14 protein-coding genes and 2 tRNA genes are annotated in these 20,339 nt (G+C 58.7%); 14 read left to right on the top strand and 2 right to left on the bottom strand.

Annotated features, from left to right (window positions below; translation table 11 throughout):
* The first annotated feature begins 153 nt into the window (after positions 1–153).
* The 8 genes from dnaN (at position 154) to EII30_RS06240 (ending at position 8,911) form a co-directional block, all read left to right on the top strand.
* Positions 154–1,296 (top strand): DNA polymerase III subunit beta, encoded by a 1,143-nt coding sequence (dnaN, locus tag EII30_RS06275; protein ID WP_124886481.1) that lies wholly within the window; start codon positions 154–156, stop codon positions 1,294–1,296.
* A gap of 12 nt (positions 1,297–1,308) precedes the next feature.
* Positions 1,309–2,526: a DNA replication/repair protein RecF gene (gene recF, locus EII30_RS06270; protein ID WP_124886480.1), complete on the top strand. Its 1,218-nt coding sequence runs from the start codon at positions 1,309–1,311 to the stop codon at positions 2,524–2,526.
* The gene (locus EII30_RS06265) at positions 2,523–3,203 is read left to right on the top strand and encodes a DUF721 domain-containing protein (protein ID WP_124886479.1); all 681 of its coding nucleotides are present in this window, start codon (positions 2,523–2,525) and stop codon (positions 3,201–3,203) included. Before recF ends, EII30_RS06265 begins: the two co-directional genes overlap by 4 nt.
* A 178-nt stretch (positions 3,204–3,381) precedes the next feature.
* Positions 3,382–5,367, top strand: a complete 1,986-nt coding sequence (gene gyrB, locus EII30_RS06260; protein WP_124886478.1) for a DNA topoisomerase (ATP-hydrolyzing) subunit B — start codon at positions 3,382–3,384, stop codon at positions 5,365–5,367.
* A complete protein-coding gene (gene gyrA, locus EII30_RS06255) occupies positions 5,345–7,996 on the top strand; it encodes a DNA gyrase subunit A (RefSeq protein WP_124886477.1) in 2,652 nt (883 codons plus the stop codon). Before gyrB ends, gyrA begins: the two co-directional genes overlap by 23 nt.
* The gene (locus tag EII30_RS06250; RefSeq protein WP_124886476.1) at positions 7,996–8,403 is read left to right on the top strand and encodes a DUF3566 domain-containing protein; all 408 of its coding nucleotides are present in this window, start codon (positions 7,996–7,998) and stop codon (positions 8,401–8,403) included. The genes gyrA and EII30_RS06250 overlap by 1 nt, the downstream gene beginning before the upstream one ends.
* Before the next feature lie 292 nt (positions 8,404–8,695).
* Positions 8,696–8,769 (top strand) — tRNA-Ile (locus EII30_RS06245).
* Positions 8,770–8,838: 69 nt separating this feature from the next.
* Positions 8,839–8,911 (top strand) — tRNA-Ala (locus EII30_RS06240).
* 202 nt (positions 8,912–9,113) lie between these two features.
* Here EII30_RS06240 and EII30_RS06235 read toward each other — a convergent pair.
* On the bottom strand, positions 9,114–9,476 hold the full coding sequence (locus EII30_RS06235) for a zinc ribbon domain-containing protein YjdM (protein WP_124886475.1): 363 nt from the start codon (positions 9,474–9,476) through the stop codon (positions 9,114–9,116).
* Between the two features lie 178 nt (positions 9,477–9,654).
* Between EII30_RS06235 and EII30_RS06230 the strand changes: the two genes are divergently transcribed.
* Both EII30_RS06230 and EII30_RS06225 read left to right on the top strand, forming a co-directional pair.
* Entirely contained in the window at positions 9,655–11,079 is a 1,425-nt protein-coding gene (locus tag EII30_RS06230) for a deoxyribodipyrimidine photo-lyase (RefSeq protein WP_124886474.1), read from the top strand.
* 12 nt (positions 11,080–11,091) lie between these two features.
* On the top strand, positions 11,092–12,090 hold the full coding sequence (locus EII30_RS06225; RefSeq protein ID WP_124886473.1) for a TIGR01777 family oxidoreductase: 999 nt from the start codon (positions 11,092–11,094) through the stop codon (positions 12,088–12,090).
* A 130-nt stretch (positions 12,091–12,220) separates the two neighbouring features.
* Here EII30_RS06225 and EII30_RS06220 read toward each other — a convergent pair whose 3' ends face one another.
* The gene (locus EII30_RS06220) at positions 12,221–13,711 is read right to left on the bottom strand and encodes a CdaR family transcriptional regulator (protein WP_124886472.1); all 1,491 of its coding nucleotides are present in this window, start codon (positions 13,709–13,711) and stop codon (positions 12,221–12,223) included.
* A gap of 140 nt (positions 13,712–13,851) precedes the next feature.
* Here EII30_RS06220 and EII30_RS06215 point away from each other — a divergent pair, with 140 nt between their 5' ends.
* From EII30_RS06215 to EII30_RS06200, 4 genes are all read left to right on the top strand, one after another.
* Positions 13,852–15,891, top strand: a complete 2,040-nt coding sequence (locus tag EII30_RS06215; RefSeq protein WP_124886471.1) for a hydantoinase/oxoprolinase family protein — start codon at positions 13,852–13,854, stop codon at positions 15,889–15,891.
* Positions 15,888–17,855 (top strand): hydantoinase B/oxoprolinase family protein, encoded by a 1,968-nt coding sequence (locus tag EII30_RS06210; protein WP_124886470.1) that lies wholly within the window; start codon positions 15,888–15,890, stop codon positions 17,853–17,855. Before EII30_RS06215 ends, EII30_RS06210 begins: the two co-directional genes overlap by 4 nt.
* Before the next feature lie 201 nt (positions 17,856–18,056).
* Positions 18,057–19,430, top strand: coding sequence for a cytosine permease (locus EII30_RS06205; protein ID WP_124886469.1), 1,374 nt, complete (start codon positions 18,057–18,059; stop codon positions 19,428–19,430).
* 83 nt (positions 19,431–19,513) lie between these two features.
* The gene (locus tag EII30_RS06200; protein ID WP_158608674.1) at positions 19,514–20,080 is read left to right on the top strand and encodes an exonuclease domain-containing protein; all 567 of its coding nucleotides are present in this window, start codon (positions 19,514–19,516) and stop codon (positions 20,078–20,080) included.
* Positions 20,081–20,339 lie beyond the last annotated feature (259 nt).

Below are 20,339 nucleotides of genomic sequence, written 5' to 3'. Positions count from 1 at the left end.
ATAATAAAGAACAGTAACAAGCAGAGATTCACTTTTTCGCTAATTTTTTCGTTTCACGTGCCGGGTGAGTAGTGTTGCTGCTAAGGCTAGAATGGCGCGCTGGGCGTCTTTGTGGGAAGATTAAAACGTCAATTTTTTGTAATAGGGAGTGCAATGCGTTTTACAGTTAACCGAGACCTGTTTAAAGAGGCAGTCACCTTCGCTGTGCAAATGCTACCGGCTCGTAACCCCCAACCAGTACTGGGCGGTGTTCTGCTGGAGGCTCACGAGGAGAGCGTTGATCTTTCTATCTTCAACTTCGAGGTTTCGGCTCGCACATCGGTTGCCGCGCAGATCGCTGAGCCCGGTCGCGCGCTCGTTCCCGGTGCGCTGCTCGGCCAAATCGCACAAAAACTCCCTAACGCCGAGGTTGAGCTGTTCCTAACCGACGGTCGCGTCGAGGTTCGTTGCGGATCATCCTCCTACAACTTGCCGGCAATGCCCGTCGAGGAGTACCCAAGCGTCCCAGTAATCACAGAAACCACCGGTGAGGTCCCTGCTGCAGCGTTCAGAGAGGCAGTTGAGCAGGTAAGCAAAGCAGCATCAACCGACGATGTCACCCCGGTTATCACAAGTGTGCAGCTGTCAGTCAGCGAAAACAACCTGAAAATGACAGCAACCGACCGCTACCGTGTTGCGATTCGTGGCATCGACTGGGAAAACCACTCAGACCGCTCTGAGCTCTCGGTGCTTGTCCCCCATGGTTTCTTAAGCGGCGTCGCAAAACAGCTGAGCCACGCGGAAACCATCAAGATTGCCCTGCAGGGCGAGGGTGATCGCGAGCTGATCGGTTTCGCTGCCGACGGTAAAACCGTTACCTCACAGCTGATCACCGGTAACTACCCACCGGTTGAGCGCCTGTTCCCCGACAGTGTCGACCACTACGCGGTTGTTAATACACAGGATCTGATCGACGCGGTGGATCGCGTTGCCATTGTTGCTGACAGCGACGCGGCTCTGCGCTTCAGCTTCACCGAGGGTCAGGTGGCACTCGAGGGTATCGGCAGCGAAACAGCTCGCGCAAACGAGTCAGTTGACTGCCACCTCAACGGTCCAGACCAGTCCGTTGCGCTCCGTCCAAAGTTCCTGAAAGAGGGCCTCAGCGGTGCACGCAGTGAGTTCTGCAGGATCGGATTCACCAGCGGCGGTCAGGAAAACCGCCCAAGCCCGGTTCTCATCACCGGCCAGCACGGTCAGGACGCTCCCGTAGAAAACAGCTTCCGCTACCTGCTGCAGCCGGTGCTTAAGGTTGGCTAGGCTGATTAGTCTGTGCGGGTCACTAAGCTAGTCCTACGAAACTGGCGGAACTACCAAGAAGCAACCATCAGTCTTGGAGCGGGTCCGCAGCTTTTTCTCGGGCGCAACGGCCAGGGCAAAACCAATATTATCGAGGCGATCGGTTATTTTAACTCCCTCTCATCGCACCGTGTAGCCTCTGACGGCCCGCTAATGAGGGTCGGTGACACCAACACGGTCGTTAGAATGCGAGTGCTCTCAGGAACTCGAGAGGTGTCACTGGAGCTGGAGTTTAATCAGGGTCGACCGAAGCGCGCACAGATTAACGGCAACCGTGTGCAGCCGCGTGAGCTTACACGCTGGTTCACATCTGTGCTGTTTGCTCCTGAAGACCTTGCGATTGTCAAGGGGGATCCCGCTACCCGGCGGGCTTTCTTAGACGAGGCCATTGTCACCAGGGTTCCAGCTTTTGCCGCAACACTTAGGGATTACGCGCAGGTTGTAAAGCAGCGCAGCGCGCTATTGAAGAACGCACGAGCAAACAGTTATGGGTCACTCTCTGGTTCTAACCTTGCGATGTTGGATGTTTGGGATGAGCAACTGACCGATTTTGGCACCAGAATAATGGCGGAAAGACGCCGTTTAATCAGTGATCTTATGCCATATCTACGGGATTCATATCAGAATCTTGTTAATAATGATCACCGGCCCGAGCTGATGCTTGCGGAGACAGGCTCACTGTTACAACCCGGCTTTACTCCCGAGACATTTGTTGCGGGGGAGAGCGATACAAACTTTGATCATCTCTCAAATGTTTCACGTGAAACATTGATGAAAGATTTCACGGAGGCGCTAAAACAACGCCGCTCCGAGGAGTTTGACAGGGGGATGACTCTAGTTGGATCGCATAGAGACGAGCTGTTTATTGGATTGAACTCGCTGCCGGTTAAAGGCTACGCTTCCCACGGTGAATCCTGGTCGATGGCTCTGGCGTTAAAACTTGCGTTTGCGAATCTGGTCCGTGATGAGTCTACAACCGGCGATCCCGTGCTTATTCTCGATGATGTGTTCGCTGAATTAGACGGAGAGCGGCGCTCACGCCTGCTCGCAGCCGTTGGAGACTACGAGCAGATAATTGTTACCGCAGCAGTTGCCGCTGATGTTCCAAATAATCAACACTGGAATACAACAGAAATCTCACACGGTAGGGTGGTTTCGCCTGAAAACAGTGGGGAAGAGGGTGAGCTGTGACAGCGAATAATTCCGCGGATAATCGCCCAAAAATACCTTCATTACCAGACGGGCATATAGCAGACCAGTCGAGGCATATAACAGATAAACAGCGGCATATAACGGATCCGCAGCAACAGCCAACCGGCGAAGCAGCTAAACAGGGAAACGCAGCAGCTAAACAGCGAAAGACAGCGAGCAGCACGGATCCACGCCCCGAGGACTTTATTACCGAGATTTATCTGGAGTATAAGGGCAGTCGCGCAGGCAGGTTAAAAACCCGGGACCAGCGGCGGCGAGAGCGGATGCGCCGTAACCAGTCGTCGCAGCCGTTTGGGAAGGGCAGAGAGCCGAAGAAACTGTCGGCGGTTTTTTCCAGGGCAATTTCGGAGCGCGGCTGGCGTGAGGGTTTCGAGCAGGCGCAGGTTGTTGTGGAGTGGGAGAAAATTGTCGGCCCAACCAACGCGGCGCACACAAGGGTTCTCGGGATCAGACATACAACGCTTGAGGTGCAGTGCGATTCAACGACCTGGACGGCTGAGCTGAGAAGGCTCAGCAGGCACATTGTTGCGAGCATCAATCAGCGGTTCCCGGGCGCAAACATTACAGAGATGAAGATCTATGCGCCTGGTGTGCCGTCGTGGAAACACGGTATTAGGTCGGTGCCCGGGCGGGGTCAGCGGGACACCTACGGCTAGCTCCTCCGATTTCGGGGGAGGACGCCGCTCTAAATTTACCTCAAAACATCAAAAAACCAGGCTTAACAGCGTCTAACGCTGGTAAGATATAGGGATATGTACAAAGGGGCTGAATCAGCCCTTTAGGCGTTAATGCAGTGATTTACGCTGTAGCGTAGCAGAGGAAGAGTTCACAGGTATGACGACCACTGAACAGCAAAACTATGGGGCGGACGCGATCCAGGTGCTTGAGGGCCTGGAGGCTGTGCGGAAGCGCCCCGGTATGTATATTGGATCAACCGGGCCGCGCGGTCTGCACCACCTGGTGTATGAGATTGTCGACAACTCGGTTGATGAGGCGCTGGCTGGTTACTGTGACACGATTAACGTCAAGATTCTGGAAGACGGCGGGGTAGAGGTTAAAGACAACGGCCGCGGTATTCCGGTCGATATGCACCCAACCGAGGGCAAGTCAACCGTTGAGGTTGTGCTCACTGTGCTGCACGCGGGCGGTAAGTTCGGCGGCGGCGGTTACGCAGTCTCCGGTGGTCTGCACGGTGTTGGTTCCTCTGTTGTGAACGCGCTCAGTGAGCGTTTCGAGGTGAGCGTTGACAGGCAGGGCTACACCTGGAGAATGGACTTCACCAAGAGCGTCCCCAACGCACCGCTTGCGAAGGGTGAGGCGAGCGACAAAACCGGCACAACCGTGCGATTCTGGCCGAGCGCTGACATCTTCGAGACCGTAGAGTTCGACTACCAAACCCTAAAAACCAGGTTCCAGCAGATGGCGTTCCTCAATAAGGGGCTGCGGATCACGCTGACCGACCTGCGACCGCAGGAACAGGTTGAAAACGCTGAGGGGGAGCTTGAGACACCTCCGGCGCCGAGCGACGAGTTCTACTATGAGCGCGGTATCCAGGACTATGTTGAGCACCTCAACACCGTTAAACGCGCGGAGCTCGTCCACAACGACATCGTCTACTTTGAAGCTGAGGACACCAACAAGAAGGTCTCAGCGGAGATCGCGATGCAGTGGACAACCGCTTACTCAGAGAGTGTCCACACCTACGCGAACACGATTAACACCCACGAGGGCGGCACCCACGAGGAGGGTTTCAGGGCAGCGCTAACAACCCTGATTAACCGGTACGCACGCGACAAGAACCTGCTAAAGGAAAAAGACGACAACCTCTCCGGTGACGATGTGCGTGAGGGTTTGACCGCGGTTATCTCGGTGAAACTCGGTGAACCACAGTTTGAGGGCCAGACCAAAACCAAGCTCGGCAACACCGAGGCTAAGGGCTTTGTGCAGAAGGTTGTTAACGACCAGCTGGGGGACTGGCTGGAGCGCAACCCAAACGAGGCGAAGGCGATTATCCGCAAGGCTATCCAGGCGGCAACCGCGCGACTCGCGGCTCGTAAGGCTCGCGAGACCGCACGCCGCAAGGGCCTTTTGGAGTCCGGTGGCATGCCGGGCAAGCTGAGTGACTGCACCAGCAAGAACCCGGAGATTAGCGAGATCTTCATCGTCGAGGGTGATTCCGCGGGTGGATCCGCCAAAACAGGGCGCAACCCGGAGACGCAGGCGATTCTGCCACTGCGTGGCAAGATCCTCAACGTGGAAAAAGCTCGCCTCGATAAGGCGCTGAACAACGCAGAGGTGCAGGCGATGATTACTGCCTTCGGCGCGGGCATCGGCGAGGAGTTTGATCCCGAAAAAGCGCGCTATCACAAGATTGTTTTGATGGCTGACGCGGACGTTGACGGCCAGCACATCACAACGCTGCTGCTCACCCTGCTGTTCAGGTACATGCGCCCGCTGATTGAGCTCGGCTATGTCTATCTCGCGCAGCCGCCGCTCTACCGGATCAAGTGGGCAAACGCCGAACACGAGTTTGTGTTCAGCGACTCTGAGCGCGATCAGGCGCTCGAGAACGGCCAGGCAGCCGGTAAACGGCTGATGAAAGAGAGCGGTGTGCAGCGCTACAAAGGTCTTGGCGAAATGAACTACGAAGAGCTGTGGGACACAACCATGAACCCCGAAACTCGGACGCTGCTGCAGGTTAGTATGCAGGACGCTGCCGCGGCCGACGAGATTTTCGCCACCCTGATGGGCGAAGACGTAGAAGCTCGCAGAAACTTTATTCAGCAGAACGCGAAGGATGTGCGGTTCCTTGACATCTAACAACGAAACCCCAAACCCAGATCTCGAGGTGGATCTCACACCCAACGGTGATGTGATCGCCCCCGCCGAATCAGGCGAGGACCACAGCCACGGCCAGATTTCTCAGGTAGACCTGCAGATGGAGATGCAGCGCAGCTACCTGGACTACGCGATGAGCGTGATTGTTGGGCGTGCGCTGCCGGATGTGCGTGACGGTCTGAAGCCTGTTCACCGCCGGGTTATCTACACAATGTATGACGGCGGCTACCGTCCAGACAAGGCGTTCTCGAAGTGTACCCGTGTAATCGGTGATGTGATGGGTCAGTTCCACCCGCACGGTGACGGCGCTGTGTATGACACACTCGTCCGTCTTGTGCAGCCGTGGGCGCTCAGGTATCCGCTCGCACTCGGCCAGGGTAACTTCGGCAGCCCCGGAAACGACGGCGCCGCCGCACACCGATACACCGAGACGAAAATGGCCCCGCTCGCAATGGAAATGGTGCGGGACATTGACGAAGACACCGTTGATTTCCAAGACAACTATGACGGTCGCACAAAAGAGCCGACCGTGCTCACCAGCCGGTTCCCAAACCTGCTGGTTAACGGTTCGGTTGGTATCGCCGTTGGTATGGCGACAAATATTCCGCCGCACAACCTGCGCGAGGTGATTGAGGGCGCTAAATGGCACCTCGAAAACCCTGACGCCTCAAAAGAGGAGCTGCAGGAGGCACTGATCGAGCGGATCAAGGGCCCCGACTTCCCAACGGGGGCGCAGATTCTCGGAACCAAGGGGATCCGCGACGCCTATCGCACCGGCCGCGGGTCGATTACGATGCGCGCGATTGTCAACATCGAGGAGATTCAGGGGCGCACCTGCCTGGTTGTCACCGAGCTGCCGTACCAGGTCAACCCGGACAATCTCGCGATTAAAATCGCCGAGCTGGTAAAAGAGGGCAGGCTGCAGGGCATCGCCGATATTCGCGATGAAACCAGCGGTCGCACCGGTCAGCGCCTGGTGATTGTTTTGAAGCGTGACGCGGTTGCGAAGGTTGTGCTCAACAACCTCTACAAGCACACGCAGCTGCAAGACAACTTCGGCGCAAACATGCTCGCGATTGTTGACGGTGTGCCACGCACCCTGTCAATTGACGGTTTTATCACCCACTGGTCTGCCCACCAGATCAACGTGATTGTGCGCAGGACCCAGTTCCGGCTGCGCAAAGCAGAGGCTGAGGCGCATATTCAGCGCGGTTATTTGAAGGCGCTGGACGCACTTGACGCGGTGATTGCCCTGATCCGCAACTCACCAACCGTTGAGGAGGCAAGAAACGGCCTGATCGACCTTTTGGGCGTTGATGAGATTCAAGCGGATGCTATTCTGGCGCTGCAGCTGCGCAGGCTCGCGGCGCTTGAGCGGCAGAAGATTATGGATCTCGCGGCGAAGCTGGAGGCGCAGATTAAAGAGTTCGAGGGGATTCTTGCGTCACCGCAGCAGCAGCGGGAGATTATTGTTGCTGAGCTGGATGAGCTCGCGCGCCGCTACGGCGATGATCGTCGCACCGAGATTATGTACGGCTACGACGGTGATATGTCGCTGGAGGATCTGATCCCCGAGGAGGAGATGGTTATCACCGTCACCCGCGGCGGCTACATTAAGCGCACCAGAATTGATAACTACCGGTCACAGCACCGTGGAGGGAAGGGCGTGAAGGGCGCTTCCTTACGCGCCGACGATATTGTTGAGCACTTCTTTGTGACAACAACACACCACTGGCTGCTGTTCTTCACCGACACCGGTCGGGTTTACCGCGCGAAGGCGTGGGAGGCGCCGGAGGGCGGCCGTGACGCGAAAGGTCAGCACCTCGCGAACCTGCTCGCGCTCGCACCGGACGAGAATGTCACCCAGATTCTGGAGCTCGACGCCTACCACGAAGACAAGTATCTGCTGCTGGCAACCAAGGACGGCCTGGTGAAGAAAACCGCCCTGCCAGAGTACGACACCAACCGCACCGGCGGCATTATCGCGATTAAGCTGCGCGACGGTGACGAGCTGGTTTCGGCGCTGGTTGCCGGATCCGACGACGACGTGCTGTTGATTTCAAGGCACGGAATGAGTGTCCGTTTCACCGCAACCGATGAGGCGCTACGGCCGATGGGTCGCTCAACCAGCGGTGTGCGCGGCATGAAGTTCCGGGACGGCGACTCGCTGCTTGCCGCCGCGCGGGTAACCGACGACGGCTACGTTTTTGTTGTCACCGAGGGTGGATACGCGAAACGCACCGCCGCCGCAGAATACCGCGTGCAACAGCGCGGTGGTTTCGGCATCAAGGTTGCGAAACTGGATGATGCACGCGGTGACCTGGTAGGCGGCTGCATTGTTGACGAGAGCGACGAGGTGCTTGCTGTGCTGCAGAGCGGCAAGGTGGTTCGCTCAAGTGTTAATGAGGTTCCGGCCAAGGGTCGTAATACAATGGGTGTTGTCTTTGCGCGATTCCCAGAGGGTGACCGTATTATAGGCATTGCTCGCAACAGTGAGCGTAACCTTGAAGACGGTGCCGCGGCAGAAACCGTCGGCGCCGGTGACGAGCAGGGGGATGACGCGGCGAAAACGCTCGCGGCAGCCACCGAATCAACGATTAAGGAAGACTAATGAGTGAAACAGTTGCGGATCAGCTGGCACGAAAGGTTAAGCGTAAAGCACCGAGCAAGCAGGTGCGGCTGAAGCTTGTTTACGTTGACTTCTGGTCAGCGGTGAAGTTCTCGTTTGTTGCATCACTGTGCTGGGCGATTGTTCTGATTGTTGCGACACTGCTGGTTTACGCGGTGCTCAGCCTGAGCGGCGTGCTCGGTCAGGTTGATGCGCTGCTCGGCGACGTTGTCGGTAAAGATTTCGACCTGGGCTCACTAATCGGCCTGCCGCAGGTGCTCGCCTTCGCGATCGTTGTTGGCCTGCTCAACACAATCGTCGGCACCGCACTCGGTGCGATCGGCGCGCTCATCTACAACCTGCTGGTGCGCGCCCTCGGCGGCTTCCAGCTCGGGTTCACCAGCAACTAACCCGGTCTTTGACAGAAGCGGTGATTCACTTTTTGGGTGGATCACCGCTTCTTTCGCTGTCTGCGGATGTTTCCGCGCCCGCTACCCCCGGAGCTGTGTGAGATTCTAAGCGCTGGTTCGCTGCTCTGTAAGAGTTTCTAAGCCCGCTGCCGCGGTCCTGGGTAGCTGCCTCTCTCATCCCTGTTTGCCCCGGGTGGATCGCGCTGGTTACCGCGCATTTTAGACACGGCGGTGATTTGCTCGATTTGATTTGCACAACGGAGATTTTCTGTTGTATAGTTGTTGAGGTTAAGGGGCTATAGCTCAGGCGGTTAGAGCGCTTCACTGATAATGAAGAGGTCCCAGGTTCAAGTCCTGGTAGCCCCACACTGAAAAGTGTGATACACTTATCAGGTTGGTGAAATTCGAAAGAAGTCACCGGCAACAATTTAACACGGGTCCTTAGCTCAGTTGGTAGAGCGCTTGCTTTGCAAGCAAGATGTCGGGAGTTCGATTCTCCCAGGATCCACAAACGAAAAGCCCGGTTTCCCGGGCTTTTCTGCTATCTTAGGTGAGTCAGGCAGCGAGCCAACCCCGCTTCGGGATAGCCCGGGGGGTATTCCACTCCGGTTTTCGCTTCGGGGTTTTCGCTCTGGCGGCGGCTCGCTCCGGGTTGCCCGCTCCGGCTGGCCAGCCTTGCTACGGGACAGCCAGCCAGCGCTGCGGGGCGACTAGCCCTTCTTTACAACCGATGACTTCAGGTAGAGCTGACCAACGCCGGGGATCTTCGCCTCAATGTCGTGCCCGTTAACAGGGTTAGCGAGCAGGCGGATCCCGCGCACCTTGGTTCCGGCCTTAATTGAGTCTGATCCCTTCAGCTTCAATGACTTCACAACGGTGACACTGTCGCCGTCGCTCAGGACGTTACCGACTGCGTCACGGATGGCGTCAGAGTCGTCAGCGTCGGTGGAATCCGCAGCATCGGAGGCTGCGGGGATCCACTCGTGGCCGCACATGGGGCAGACAAGCAGGGTGCCGTTTTCGTAGGTGTAATCTTCGCTGCACTCAGGGCAGGCTGGAAGGGAAGTGTTCATGAGAATCCTTTGATTTATAAGTGTGGGCAACTAAATTATAGGGGAGCGGGGGAGTGGCACCGGTTCCAACGCAATGTTTCACGTGAAACACTTCGTCTGAGCCGGCTAGCTGGCAGCACCGCCCTAGTTCACCGGCTAGCTGGCAGCGCTGCCAGATTCGGTTGATAGTCTGGCTGGTATGACGGCGCTGGTCTGGTTTCGTGATGATCTTAGGATTGCAGACAATCCGGCACTGCACGCTGCTCTCGCAAACTCGGCAAAGCACGGCGGCAGGGTGATTGCCGTTTACATCCTTGAAACAGACACGCGACCGCTCGGGGCAGCCGCGAAGTGGTGGCTGCATCACTCGCTGCTGCAGTTGGGTGAGGCGCTTGCGAGCCTGGGGGTGCCATTAACGGTTGTCAGTGGATCCGCCAAAAGCCTGATACCTGAGCTGGTGAGTGTCGCAGCCTGCGGCGCTGTTTACTGGAACCGGCGCTATGGTGTGCAGAAGGACGCTGACCGGGTGCTGCGACAGCATTTGGAGAACAGCGGTGTGTGTGTAAACAGCTTTATTGGCAATCTGTTGGTTGAACCCTGGCAGATCTCCACGGCCCAGGGCGCACCATATCGCGTGTTCGGAGCGTTTTGGAGGTCAGTATCGGCGCTTCCTCCGCCACCGACAGTAGATATTCCAGCGCCTGCAACCGAGTTGCCCGGGTCGGCGGATAAGCCAAAATTCCCGGCTGAGAATAGCGCTGAGGATATCGCTGACAGTGACGTTAATCAAGCTCGGCTCAGCAGGGAGATAGCGGCTTTAGGTTTGCTCCCGGAGGGTGTCAGCTGGACAGCGGGTTTGGCTGCCAGGTGGCAACCCGGTGAGGCTGCGGCACAACAACAGTTGCATAGTTTTCTCGACGGGGGACTGCGGGGCTATGAAAAGCAGCGCGACTATCCTGCAATTAGCGCGACCTCTGAACTGTCACCGCATCTGCGCTGGGGAGAGATCAGTCCGCGAACTGTACTAAACGCCTGCCTAGCGCGATCCGCTGTGGCTAGGTCAACCGCTGAGAAAACCGGGATAGCGAAGTTTTTAAGCGAGCTGGGGTGGCGTGAGTTTGCGTGGCATACTCTGTTCCACAACCCGAGTTTGGCGACAGATCCGCTCGATAGCAGATTCTATAACATGCCATACCTGGAACCGGAGGCTGCGGGCTTGCGCGCGTGGCAGCGTGGCGAGACCGGTTTTGCGCTGGTTGATGCGGGTATGCGGGAGCTCTGGGAAACCGGTTTTATGCACAACCGCGTGCGAATGGTCACAGCCTCCTTCCTGACAAAGCACATGCTCTGTGATTGGCGCGTCGGAGAAGCGTGGTTTTGGGACACCCTCGTGGATGCCGACCCGGCAAGTAATCCCTTCAACTGGCAGTGGGTTGCTGGGTGCGGTGTTGACTCTGCTCCATACTTTCGGATTTTTAACCCCGAGAGCCAACAGAAACGATTTGATCCGGCCGGTGAGTACGTGAAATTGTGGTGCGGGGATGCAGCTGAACAGACAGAGAGGATCTTGGATTTGCCTGCCTCTCGAATGCGGGCGCTCGCGGCATACCAGTCTATAAAGTGAGAGGGAGAAACAATGCGTAGAGTAGTGATAGCCGGGGGCGGCGGGCTGTTGGGAAGCGCTCTGAGCAGAGAGCTCGAGGAGCGCGGTTACCGGGTACAGCACCTGGTGCGGGCGGAAAGCGCAGGCAATACCGGTGGTGGATCCGCGGTTAAGTCCGGTGGTGGATCCGCAAGCAGCGCCGGCAATGAATCCGGTGAAACCACCGGTGACACAGGTGCGTATGAGCGGCTGCTGTGGGATCCGAGCCGCGGGGAGCTCACTGATTCACACCTTGCAGGGGCTGCGGCGGTTGTGACGCTGAACGGCGCGAGTATTGGCAGATTACCGTGGACGAAATCGTATCGGCGAGAGTTAATCTCCTCTCGGCTGAACCCAACCACTACAGTAGCTAAAACGATTAACCGGCTCGGTAAAGCAGCACCGGCTGTGTGGCTGAGTGCCTCAGCGACAGGTTTCTACGGTTCCCAGCCGGGTGCGGAGCTGGGCGAACAGTCGAACGCCGGATCGATATTCCTGGCGCACCTCACCAGGCGCTGGGAGGCGGCCGCCGGCACGGCAGCAAGCAACACCAGGTTGGTATCTTTACGAACAGGTTTGGTTTTAGACCGAAACGCGATGCTAAAGCCGCTTGCGCTATTGGCGCGATTGGGTATCAACGGACCCGTCGGTTCTGGCGAGCAGTTTTGGCCGTGGATCTCCAAGCGAGACCACGTCAGGGCAATGGCCACGCTAATCGACAACGGTTCTGTGGCAGGCCCGGTTAATTTAGTTGCTCCTAGAGCAGCAACTGCTAACGAGATTGGGGGAGCCGTATCTGCCTGTTTGGGAAAGCCCTTTTTGGTTCCCGCTCCCGCTCCCGCACTGCGTGCTGTGCTGGGAAGAGATGCCGCTGACTCACTGCTGCTCGCAGACGCTCGGGTTATCCCGGAGGCGCTGTTGCGTGAGGGCTTCAAATTCCAAGATAGCTCGGTTGATGAGGTGATTGCTAGAGAGCTAGTCTCTGAGCGTTAACTACCCGGGTGGTGCTACGGGCCTGTGTAGTTCTAAGCTAGGAAAAGCCTGGGGTATTCGCGATCTACAGAGTGTTTCACGTGAAACACTGCGAAGATTCTCTGTCGACTCAGCACCGCGAGGGGGGTCTTTAAGAATCTGGGTTTCTCGCCGCGTAAATCTCGGGGGCAAAACTTGTTACCAGTCCGGCCAATAAAAACGGTGAGCTGAGCGAGTTTGTGCCGAGACTCTCGGCGGCGCGATCCAGGCGATAACGAACAGTGTTCGGGTGAATATGGAGTGCCTGTGCGGTACGATTTGTGTTCATATCGTTGGCGAGATACGCGATAACGGTTTCAAGATACTCCGGGTTTGCCCGCAGCTCAGCGGTGAAATCGGCGACCCGCGCCAGATAGGCGTGGCGACTAACCTGAGACCGTAGCCACTCGACGAGCTCCAGCTCGCTGTAGCCAACAACCGAGTGGGTGGGCGGATCCGCCAGCGCGGCGCCACGCTCCTGGGCAATCTCGAGAGCGGTTTCTGCTTCTGTCACCGCGAAGGGAAGATGGGTGAGGCTGCTATGGCTCGCTGAGATACCGCATGCCACACCCGGGATGGCCGCTATCAGTCGCTCGATAACAGTTTTGTTGTTGCTGGTTAGCGCGTGAACGGTTGCGGTGCTTTTGCCGGCGGGCATTGCGACGCCGACGATCAGCGGGCAGCGCTCGCCGACAAACGAGCCGCCGCGGGCCGTGCCGATGCCGTGTGCTGAGACACTGCTGTGGGCCGATTCGCCGCCGATGGTCGAGCCGCCACTGACCGGGATGCGCTCACCGATGGTGCCGTCAGCGCTGCGCGATCCAGCCGTGTTGCCGGTAAACTCGCTGCCGAGATACCCGGTGCCGGCCCCGTTCCCGTTGGCGCAGCGCAGCAGTAGTTTGCGAATATCGCGCGGGGTCTGCGCTGCCGCCTGACCGGTGAGTTGTTCGAGTGTGAGAAGGCGTAAACCCGACTCGCGATTAAATCCAAACTCTGCGAGGCGCAGCCAGTAGCGGGATTCCTGGCCGGCGCTGATGCCCTGTTCAAGCAGCTGCAGCAGCTGCCTGCCCTCGTCCGCAACGAGTGAGTCGGCGTGGCTTGCCATGCCGAGGGCGGCGCTCAATAGCAGCTCGGCGCTGTGCAAGAAGTCGGGGGAGATTTGTGGGGGAGTTTTTGCCGCAAAAACGAGCACGTAGCTGAGGTTAACGGTTTTGTGCTCGTGGATGCGCAGCTGCCAAGAGCCGACGGTGCCGGCGGTTTCGCCCGGATGCTCGAACAGAAAATTACAGAGCAGCTGCAGCGGCGCGGGGCCGATTGAACCGAGCACCTCACCCACGCTGTTCAGCAGCACAGTGTGGCACTGCACATAGTTGGAGATAGCGCCGAGCACGTAGCTGAGCTGGTTGCTGCCGGGCATCTCGGCGGCGGTCTGCTCAGCCCAGTCGCCCACGGAGAGAGGGTGCGTTACACCGCTGCTCCCGGATCCACGCCGGATCACGCTGCCGCCATCGAAAACGGCGCTGTTAGCTGGGAGAACACTGTTATTGCCAGGTAATTCTCCGCCGGTTTGCTGCGGCACCGCCGCAGAGAAACTCTGCACCATACGGTAAGTTTAGCCCGCGATTGTGTTTTTTACAAAGAGCTTCTGTAATTTTCTCAAATTACACATTGCGGTGGCGCCAGCACCTAAATTAGGTTGGTACTTACTATTCAACGCCGAACCACACCAAAGGAGGTTAGTAAATGTCAAAACTAAGAGTAGCGGTTGACGTTGGAGGCACCTTCACAGACGTCGCAATCTTTGATGACGATGCCCAAACCATGACCGTAACCAAGGTGCCGTCAACCCCGCACGATCCAATGCTTGCGGTGATGGACGGTGTAAAACGCGCCGAGATTGACCTCTCCGACGTGGTGCTGTTCTCACACGGCACAACCGTCGCAACCAACGCGCTAATCACCCGCAACTTCGCTTCAGCGGCGCTCGTCACAACCAAGGGATTCCGCGATGTCATCGAGATCCGCGACGGCACCAAAGACGATCTCTGGGACGCCTACAAAGACGTCACCGGGCCATACATTAAACGCCGCGACCGCTTCGAGGTGACCGAGCGCACCGACTACTCGGGCAACGTTATCACCAACCTGGACGAGGCGGAGGCGCGGAAACTCGCGGCGCTGTTGCGCAAACGCGGCACAACAACAATCGCGGTCTGTTTCATCAACTCCTTCGCAAACCCCGCCAACGAGCTGCGGATGCGGGAGATCCTGGAGGAGGAGATCCCCGGAGCAACTGTCACAACGTCTGCCGAGATCCTGCCAGAAATTTTCGAGTACGGCCGCTTTAACACCGCCGTCGCAAACGCGGTGCTCGCGCCGCTCGTCTCCGGCTACGTTAACCGGCTGGCAGAACAGCTGAAACTAAACGGCTATCGTGGCGACCTGCTGCTGCTCCACTCCGGCGGCGGCTCAATGACACCGCGCATGGTGCAGCGCTACCCGGTCAGGCTCGCCGCCTCGGGCATCGCGGCCGGCGCAATCTCCGCGAAACACATCGCCAACCAGTGCGGCTACGCAAACGCGGTCAGCCTCGACATGGGCGGCACCTCAACCGACATCGCGCTCGTTGCTGACGGTGAGCTGCGCGTCACCCAGGAGTGGGAGGTTGAATACGGCCACCCGATCATCTTCCCGTCAATCGAGGTGCTGACAATCGGCGCCGGTGGTGGATCCCTCGCCCACATCGACATCGCGGGCTCGCTGCGTAACGGTCCCCAGTCAGCGGGTGCGGATCCGGGACCGGCGTGCTACGATACCGGCGGCACCGAACCAACCAACACCGATGCCAACGTGATCCTTGGCAGGCTCGGAACCGATCTTGCGGGCGGCGCAAAAACACTGCGCAAAGAGCTCAGCGAGGAAGCGGTGAAGCGCGTTATCGCGGAGCCGCTCGGGCTTGGACTCGCGGAGGCGGCGGAGGCGATTATTAAGGTCGCGAACGCCAACATGGCTGACGCGGTGAGGCTGATCTCGATCCGCCGTGGATATGATCCACGCGATTTTGCCCTGCTCGCCTTCGGGGGCGCGGGCGCCCTGCACGGCGTCGATGTTGCGCGGGAGCTGAGCATCCCGACCGTGATTGTGCCACCGCACCCCGGTGTGACGGCGGCGGCCGGCTGTCTGCTCGTTGATATTCAACACGACCTGTCACAGATGCACTCCGGTAATGTCGCCGAAACCGACGCGGCCGAGCTGGAGGAGGCGTTTGTGAAGCTTGAACAGGAGGCGACCCTGCGCCTACAACACGAGGGTGTTAGCTCACAGGATGCGGTGCTGCAGCGACTCGTCTCAATGCGCTACACCGGTCAGTGGCGTTCGCTGGTTGTGCCGATGGGCACCGGCCCGGGCGCGCTGCAGGAGGCGGTTGAGGCGTTCCACCGGCAGCACGAGCGGGAGTTTGCGTTCCGCAACGACAAAGCAGCGGTTGAGCTTTACCAGCTGCAGCTGCGCGCGGTTGGACGCACTCCGAAACCAAACTTCGCTGCGGCACCGGTTGTGCCGGGCGGCCCGGGCGAACCAGAGCAGGTCAGGCCAGTGTACTTTGACGGCAGCTGGGTTGACACACCCGTCTACGACCGCGCGAAACTCGGCGCCGGAACAGCGCTTGACGGCCCCGCAATTATTAACCAGCTCGACGCGACAACCGTTGTGCCACCGAACACTCACGCTGAGATTGACGAGTGGCTAAACATCAGAATTCATCTTGAAGGGAGCAACCAGTGAACAACGCAGTAGATACTGGGCGAAAACTCGATCCAGTAACATTTGAGGTTCTGAAAAACGCCTTTGCCACCGCGGTGGATCTTATGAGCGAGCAGATTCTTCGAACCTGCTACTCCTTCGTCATCTACTCGCGCGACTTTTCATCAGCGCTCTGCGACGCAGAGGGCAACACGGTGATGCAGGGATCCGCCGACATTGCGGTGCACGTTGGCACACTGCACTTCCAGGCGAAAGCGGTGATGGAGGAGTTCGGCGACGACATCAACCCCGGCGACGTGTTTATGATTAACGACCCGTACCGCGGCGGCACCCACTTCAACGACGTGTCGTTTGTTCGGCCGATCTTCTCGGAGGGTGAGATTATCGCGTTCTCTCAAAACAAGGGGCACTGGGCTGACATCGGCGGTGTTGTCCCCGGATCCTTCTACGTTGACGCGCGCGACCACTTCGGTGAGGGCGTTAGAATCCCACCGGTGCGGATCTGGCATCGCGGCAAATTCCTGCACGATGTCGCCCAGCTGATCGTCTCAAACACTCGCGCACCCGAGATTGCGATGGGTGATCTGCACGCGCAGTCAGAAGCAACCGCGGTCTGTGAGCGGGAGCTTTTGCGGCTAGTGGATCGCTACGGCAAAGACACCGTTGTTGAGGCGATGCAGGAAACCCAGGATTATGTTGAGCGCACCGTTCTCGCGCAGATTCGAGAGCTGCCACGTGGCACCTGGGAGACCGTCGACTACCTGGACGCGGATCCAGCCCAGGGCGAGGGCCTTGTGCCGATTCGGGTGAAACTCACCCTCGACGAGACCGGGATCCACTACGATCTGAACGGTTCAGCGCCCGCGGTTGCCTCGTTCCTCAACTCGGGATACGGCACAACCCACTCGTCGCTCTACTCCGGCACCAAAACCTTCTTCCCGGAGGTGCCGCTCAACTCCGGTTTCTATCGCGCGGTCACCGCCGACATTGGCCCTGAGGGCACAGTCGTTAACGCCGGCTGGCCAAACGCGGTAACCGGTTTCTGTTCCGGCCCGCACGAGAAGATTATGAATGCCGTGTTCGAGCTGTGGTCGCAGATTATGCCGCAGCGGGCGATGGCGTGCGCGTTCAACCTCGAGTACCTGCTCGTTGGTGGCCGCGACGCCCGCGACAGCAGCAAACCGTACTTCATGTGGTACGACTGGATGGCCGGCGGCTGGGGTGGACGCTCCAGCAAAGACGGATCCAGTGCAACCGCGCCGGTGTTCGGTGCGGGCCTCGCGGTGCAGCCGCTGGAGGGGCAGGAGCGCCTCAGCCCGGTTGTGACAACCGAGCACTCCATCGCAACCGACTCGGGCGGCCCCGGACGCTTCCGCGGTGGCTGCGGTGTTAACAAAGGCGGCATCCTCACCGACGCCGAAAGCACTGTGATGAGCTACTGCTGTGACCGGTCACGCTCAATCACCTGGGGAATCGAGGGCGGCCTGCCATCCTCTCCACACGGTGTGTGGCTGAATCGCGGCACCCCCGACGAGCAGTACCTCGGCTCCGTATTCTCCTCGGTGCCGGTGAAAGCGGGTGACGAGTTCACGCGCCCGTCCGCTGGCGGCGGTGGCTTCGGGGATCCGCTGGAGCGCGACCCGGAGGCGGTGCTGGAGGACGTAATCGACGGTTACGTCTCGGTGGATCGCGCTGCGAAAGACTACGGTGTTGTGATCCGCGAGATTGATCCGGAGCTCGACCAGTACGAACTCGACGCCGAAGCCACCAAGCAGCAGCGGGAACACATCGCCGCAAACCGGCAGGAGTGGATGCAAACCGACCCGGAGCGGGTTGCTGAGCGCTACCGCGCCGGGGAGCTGGACGTGCTGGATGTGATCCGCCAGTACGGCGTTGTGCTCGACTGGGGAACCGGTGAGCTGTTCGCCGAATCGACCAGACAGTATCGTGACAGCCTGCGCGGTCGCACAATAACACGCTGGTAGACAGTGACGGCGGGGTGGGCTTCGGCTCACCCCGCTGCTTTATCAGGCATTCTTAACAAGCCCGCTGACCCGGGCCTTACCTGGCCTGTGCCAATTTTCGATAATCCCCGGTTCTGACCCCGGTTCCGATCCCGGTTCTGACCCCTAAATCTAAATCTCTATCCCTAACCTCTATCCCCAACTCAATGAGGAGCACTAATCATGTCCTTTAACCTAACCGGATCCAACTCCGACGTGGAGGCAACCGACGCCCTGGCACGGCAGGGCGATGATTCCGACCAGATGCGTCGCGGGCCGCTTACCATGGCGTTCTACGGTGTTATCAGCGCGATGTTCTTCGTCTACATCGGCGCGGCAATGGCGGCGGCGTACGGCACGCTCAACGCCTTTATCGGTATCGCGCTCACGATTGTCACCTACGCGCTAATCAACATGCTGCTTACCAAGTACGCAATCGCGAATCGTACAACGGTGGCGCTGTTCTCCCGCACAATCCTCGGCAAGTCAGGCGCTCAGATAGCGACCCTGATCTTTGCGCTGATCGCCATCTACTACGCCGTGTTTGAGGGCAGTATTGTGGCGTACGCGTTCCAGACCGCGTTCGGCGGCGAAACCTGGATGTGGTACCTGATCGTCGTCATCTACTCGACTCCGCTGGTGATCGGCGGGGTGCGGCGATTCCTCGACAAGCTCAACGCCTGGCTGATGCCACTCTACTGGGGAGGCTTCATTATCGCCGCAATCTGGGCGGTTGTGCAGTACGGCTATAACGACGAGTGGCTTACCCACCAGACCCCGCAGCTGGATTTGGCGATGGGTGGACCGGGCTGGCTCGCCACCTACGCGGGCTACATGGGCATCTGGATTATGATGATGTTCACTATGGACTTCGCTGCGCTCGGCAAGCGTAAGGACACCCGCTACCATCAGCGGATCACGTTCGGCCCGCTGTTTTATATCTTCGCTTACGGGGTTAACGGCTTCTTCGGGGTTTTCCTCACCTTTATGATCCCGGGCGTTGAAACCTCCGAGACCGGCATCGCGGCGGGACTTGTGCAGATGATGGGACTGTTCGGCCTGCTGGTTGTTTTCGCGTCACAGACCCGCATCAACACCGCCAACTACTACCTGGGAGCGGCAAACCTGCGCATCTTCGGTGAAAAGGTGCTGCGGCTGAAGCTGCCGAATGTGGTCTGGGTGATTATCACCTCGGTGATTATCTTCCTGATGATGCTGTTGCCGATTGTGCAGTATCTGTTGCTGGCGCTCGCCTGGCAGGGCGTGCTGGTAACCGCCTGGGTTGCTATCGCAGTCACCCACATTCTGCTGAATCGCGGTAAGCGGCAGGAGCACGCTGCGATCGGTGACGAGCACTACCGGGTGTTCAACCGCGCGGGCATGATCGCCTGGCTGGTTCCGACCGCAATCGGCATCGCGCTGATCCAGTTCGGCGGGGGAGCGGGCGCCACCTGGGGACCGATTGTGACGGCGGTGCTCGCCGCGATCCTCTACGCGGCTCTGCGCAAAACCACCAAGGTTGACACCGCGCTGATCAGAACCATCAACGTCGACTAGCGGCCGCTGCCGCACTCGCCACACGGAGTGTTTCGCGTGTTAAATCAGGCTCAGATCCGGCTGGGCTGGCTAAGATGTTTCACGTGAAACACTTCGTGGCGTTGGACTTCGAGACCGCTAACTCGCGGCCGGAGTCCGCGTGCGCCATCGGGCTTGCGAGATTTACCAGCGACGGCGGGATCACCACGATGCAGACGCTGCTCAAGCCACCGCAAGGAGCCGACTGGTTTGACGCGGGAAACATCGGGATCCACGGGATCCGCCCGGCAGACGTTGCAACGGCACCCAACTGGCAGGCCGCATCGCGCCAGATCGTCGAGTTTATCGGTGACAGTCCGATTGTCGCGCACAATATGGCATTTGATGGATCCGTGCTGGACGCTCTCAATCACGCCTACCGACTCGATCCGCTCACCAACCCCAGACACTGCACCCTGAAGCTCGCGCGCATTCTGCTGCACGACAAACTGCCGAGCAGAAGGCTGCCGAGCGTCTACCAGCACTATTTCGGAGTGCCGCTCGAACACCACCACGAGGCGCTCGCCGACGCGCTCGCCGCCGGCTATATTTTTGCCAGAATGCTGCAGGATCACGGCTTCGCGCAGTTGGCTGTGCTGTCGCCGCCGCACAGCTACATAGCGAAGCGATAGCCTGAAACAACGCTTAGAAGTTGCGCCAAACGCCGCCAAATCTATGCGTTCGTATCTAAGCGGTGGTAACTTTGTATCCACACACTCGCGGCAGCGGTGGTGAACAGTAATGAGGCACACGGTAATCCCTAGAACACTGTTTAACCGGGGTCAGAGCTCCGGGGCGGTGTCCGCCTGTGCCACAGTTCCGATCCGCGCAATCTCTCTCAGGCCAAACCCTGTGGCCTGCGCTTTTGCCGACCCCGGTGGTATCCACCCG

It is taken from the genome of Leucobacter sp. OH1287 (genome assembly GCF_003859945.1).
In the GTDB taxonomy this organism is placed as follows: domain Bacteria; phylum Actinomycetota; class Actinomycetes; order Actinomycetales; family Microbacteriaceae; genus Canibacter.
This window is presented reverse-complemented; position numbering and strand designations above follow the sequence as displayed.

Excerpts from the sequence above, each read along its gene's own strand:
- dnaN (WP_124886481.1), top strand. The coding sequence starts at position 154 with ATGCGTTTTACAGTTAACCGAGACCTGTTTAAAGAGGCAGTCACCTTC.
- gyrB (WP_124886478.1), top strand. The coding sequence starts at position 3,382 with ATGACGACCACTGAACAGCAAAACTATGGGGCGGACGCGATCCAGGTG.
- gyrA (WP_124886477.1), top strand. The coding sequence starts at position 5,345 with ATGTGCGGTTCCTTGACATCTAACAACGAAACCCCAAACCCAGATCTC.
- EII30_RS06250 (WP_124886476.1), top strand. The coding sequence starts at position 7,996 with ATGAGTGAAACAGTTGCGGATCAGCTGGCACGAAAGGTTAAGCGTAAA.
- EII30_RS06235 (WP_124886475.1), bottom strand. The coding sequence starts at position 9,476 with ATGAACACTTCCCTTCCAGCCTGCCCTGAGTGCAGCGAAGATTACACC.
- EII30_RS06230 (WP_124886474.1), top strand. The coding sequence starts at position 9,655 with ATGACGGCGCTGGTCTGGTTTCGTGATGATCTTAGGATTGCAGACAAT.
- EII30_RS06225 (WP_124886473.1), top strand. The coding sequence starts at position 11,092 with ATGCGTAGAGTAGTGATAGCCGGGGGCGGCGGGCTGTTGGGAAGCGCT.
- EII30_RS06220 (WP_124886472.1), bottom strand. The coding sequence starts at position 13,711 with ATGGTGCAGAGTTTCTCTGCGGCGGTGCCGCAGCAAACCGGCGGAGAA.
- EII30_RS06215 (WP_124886471.1), top strand. The coding sequence starts at position 13,852 with ATGTCAAAACTAAGAGTAGCGGTTGACGTTGGAGGCACCTTCACAGAC.
- EII30_RS06205 (WP_124886469.1), top strand. The coding sequence starts at position 18,057 with ATGTCCTTTAACCTAACCGGATCCAACTCCGACGTGGAGGCAACCGAC.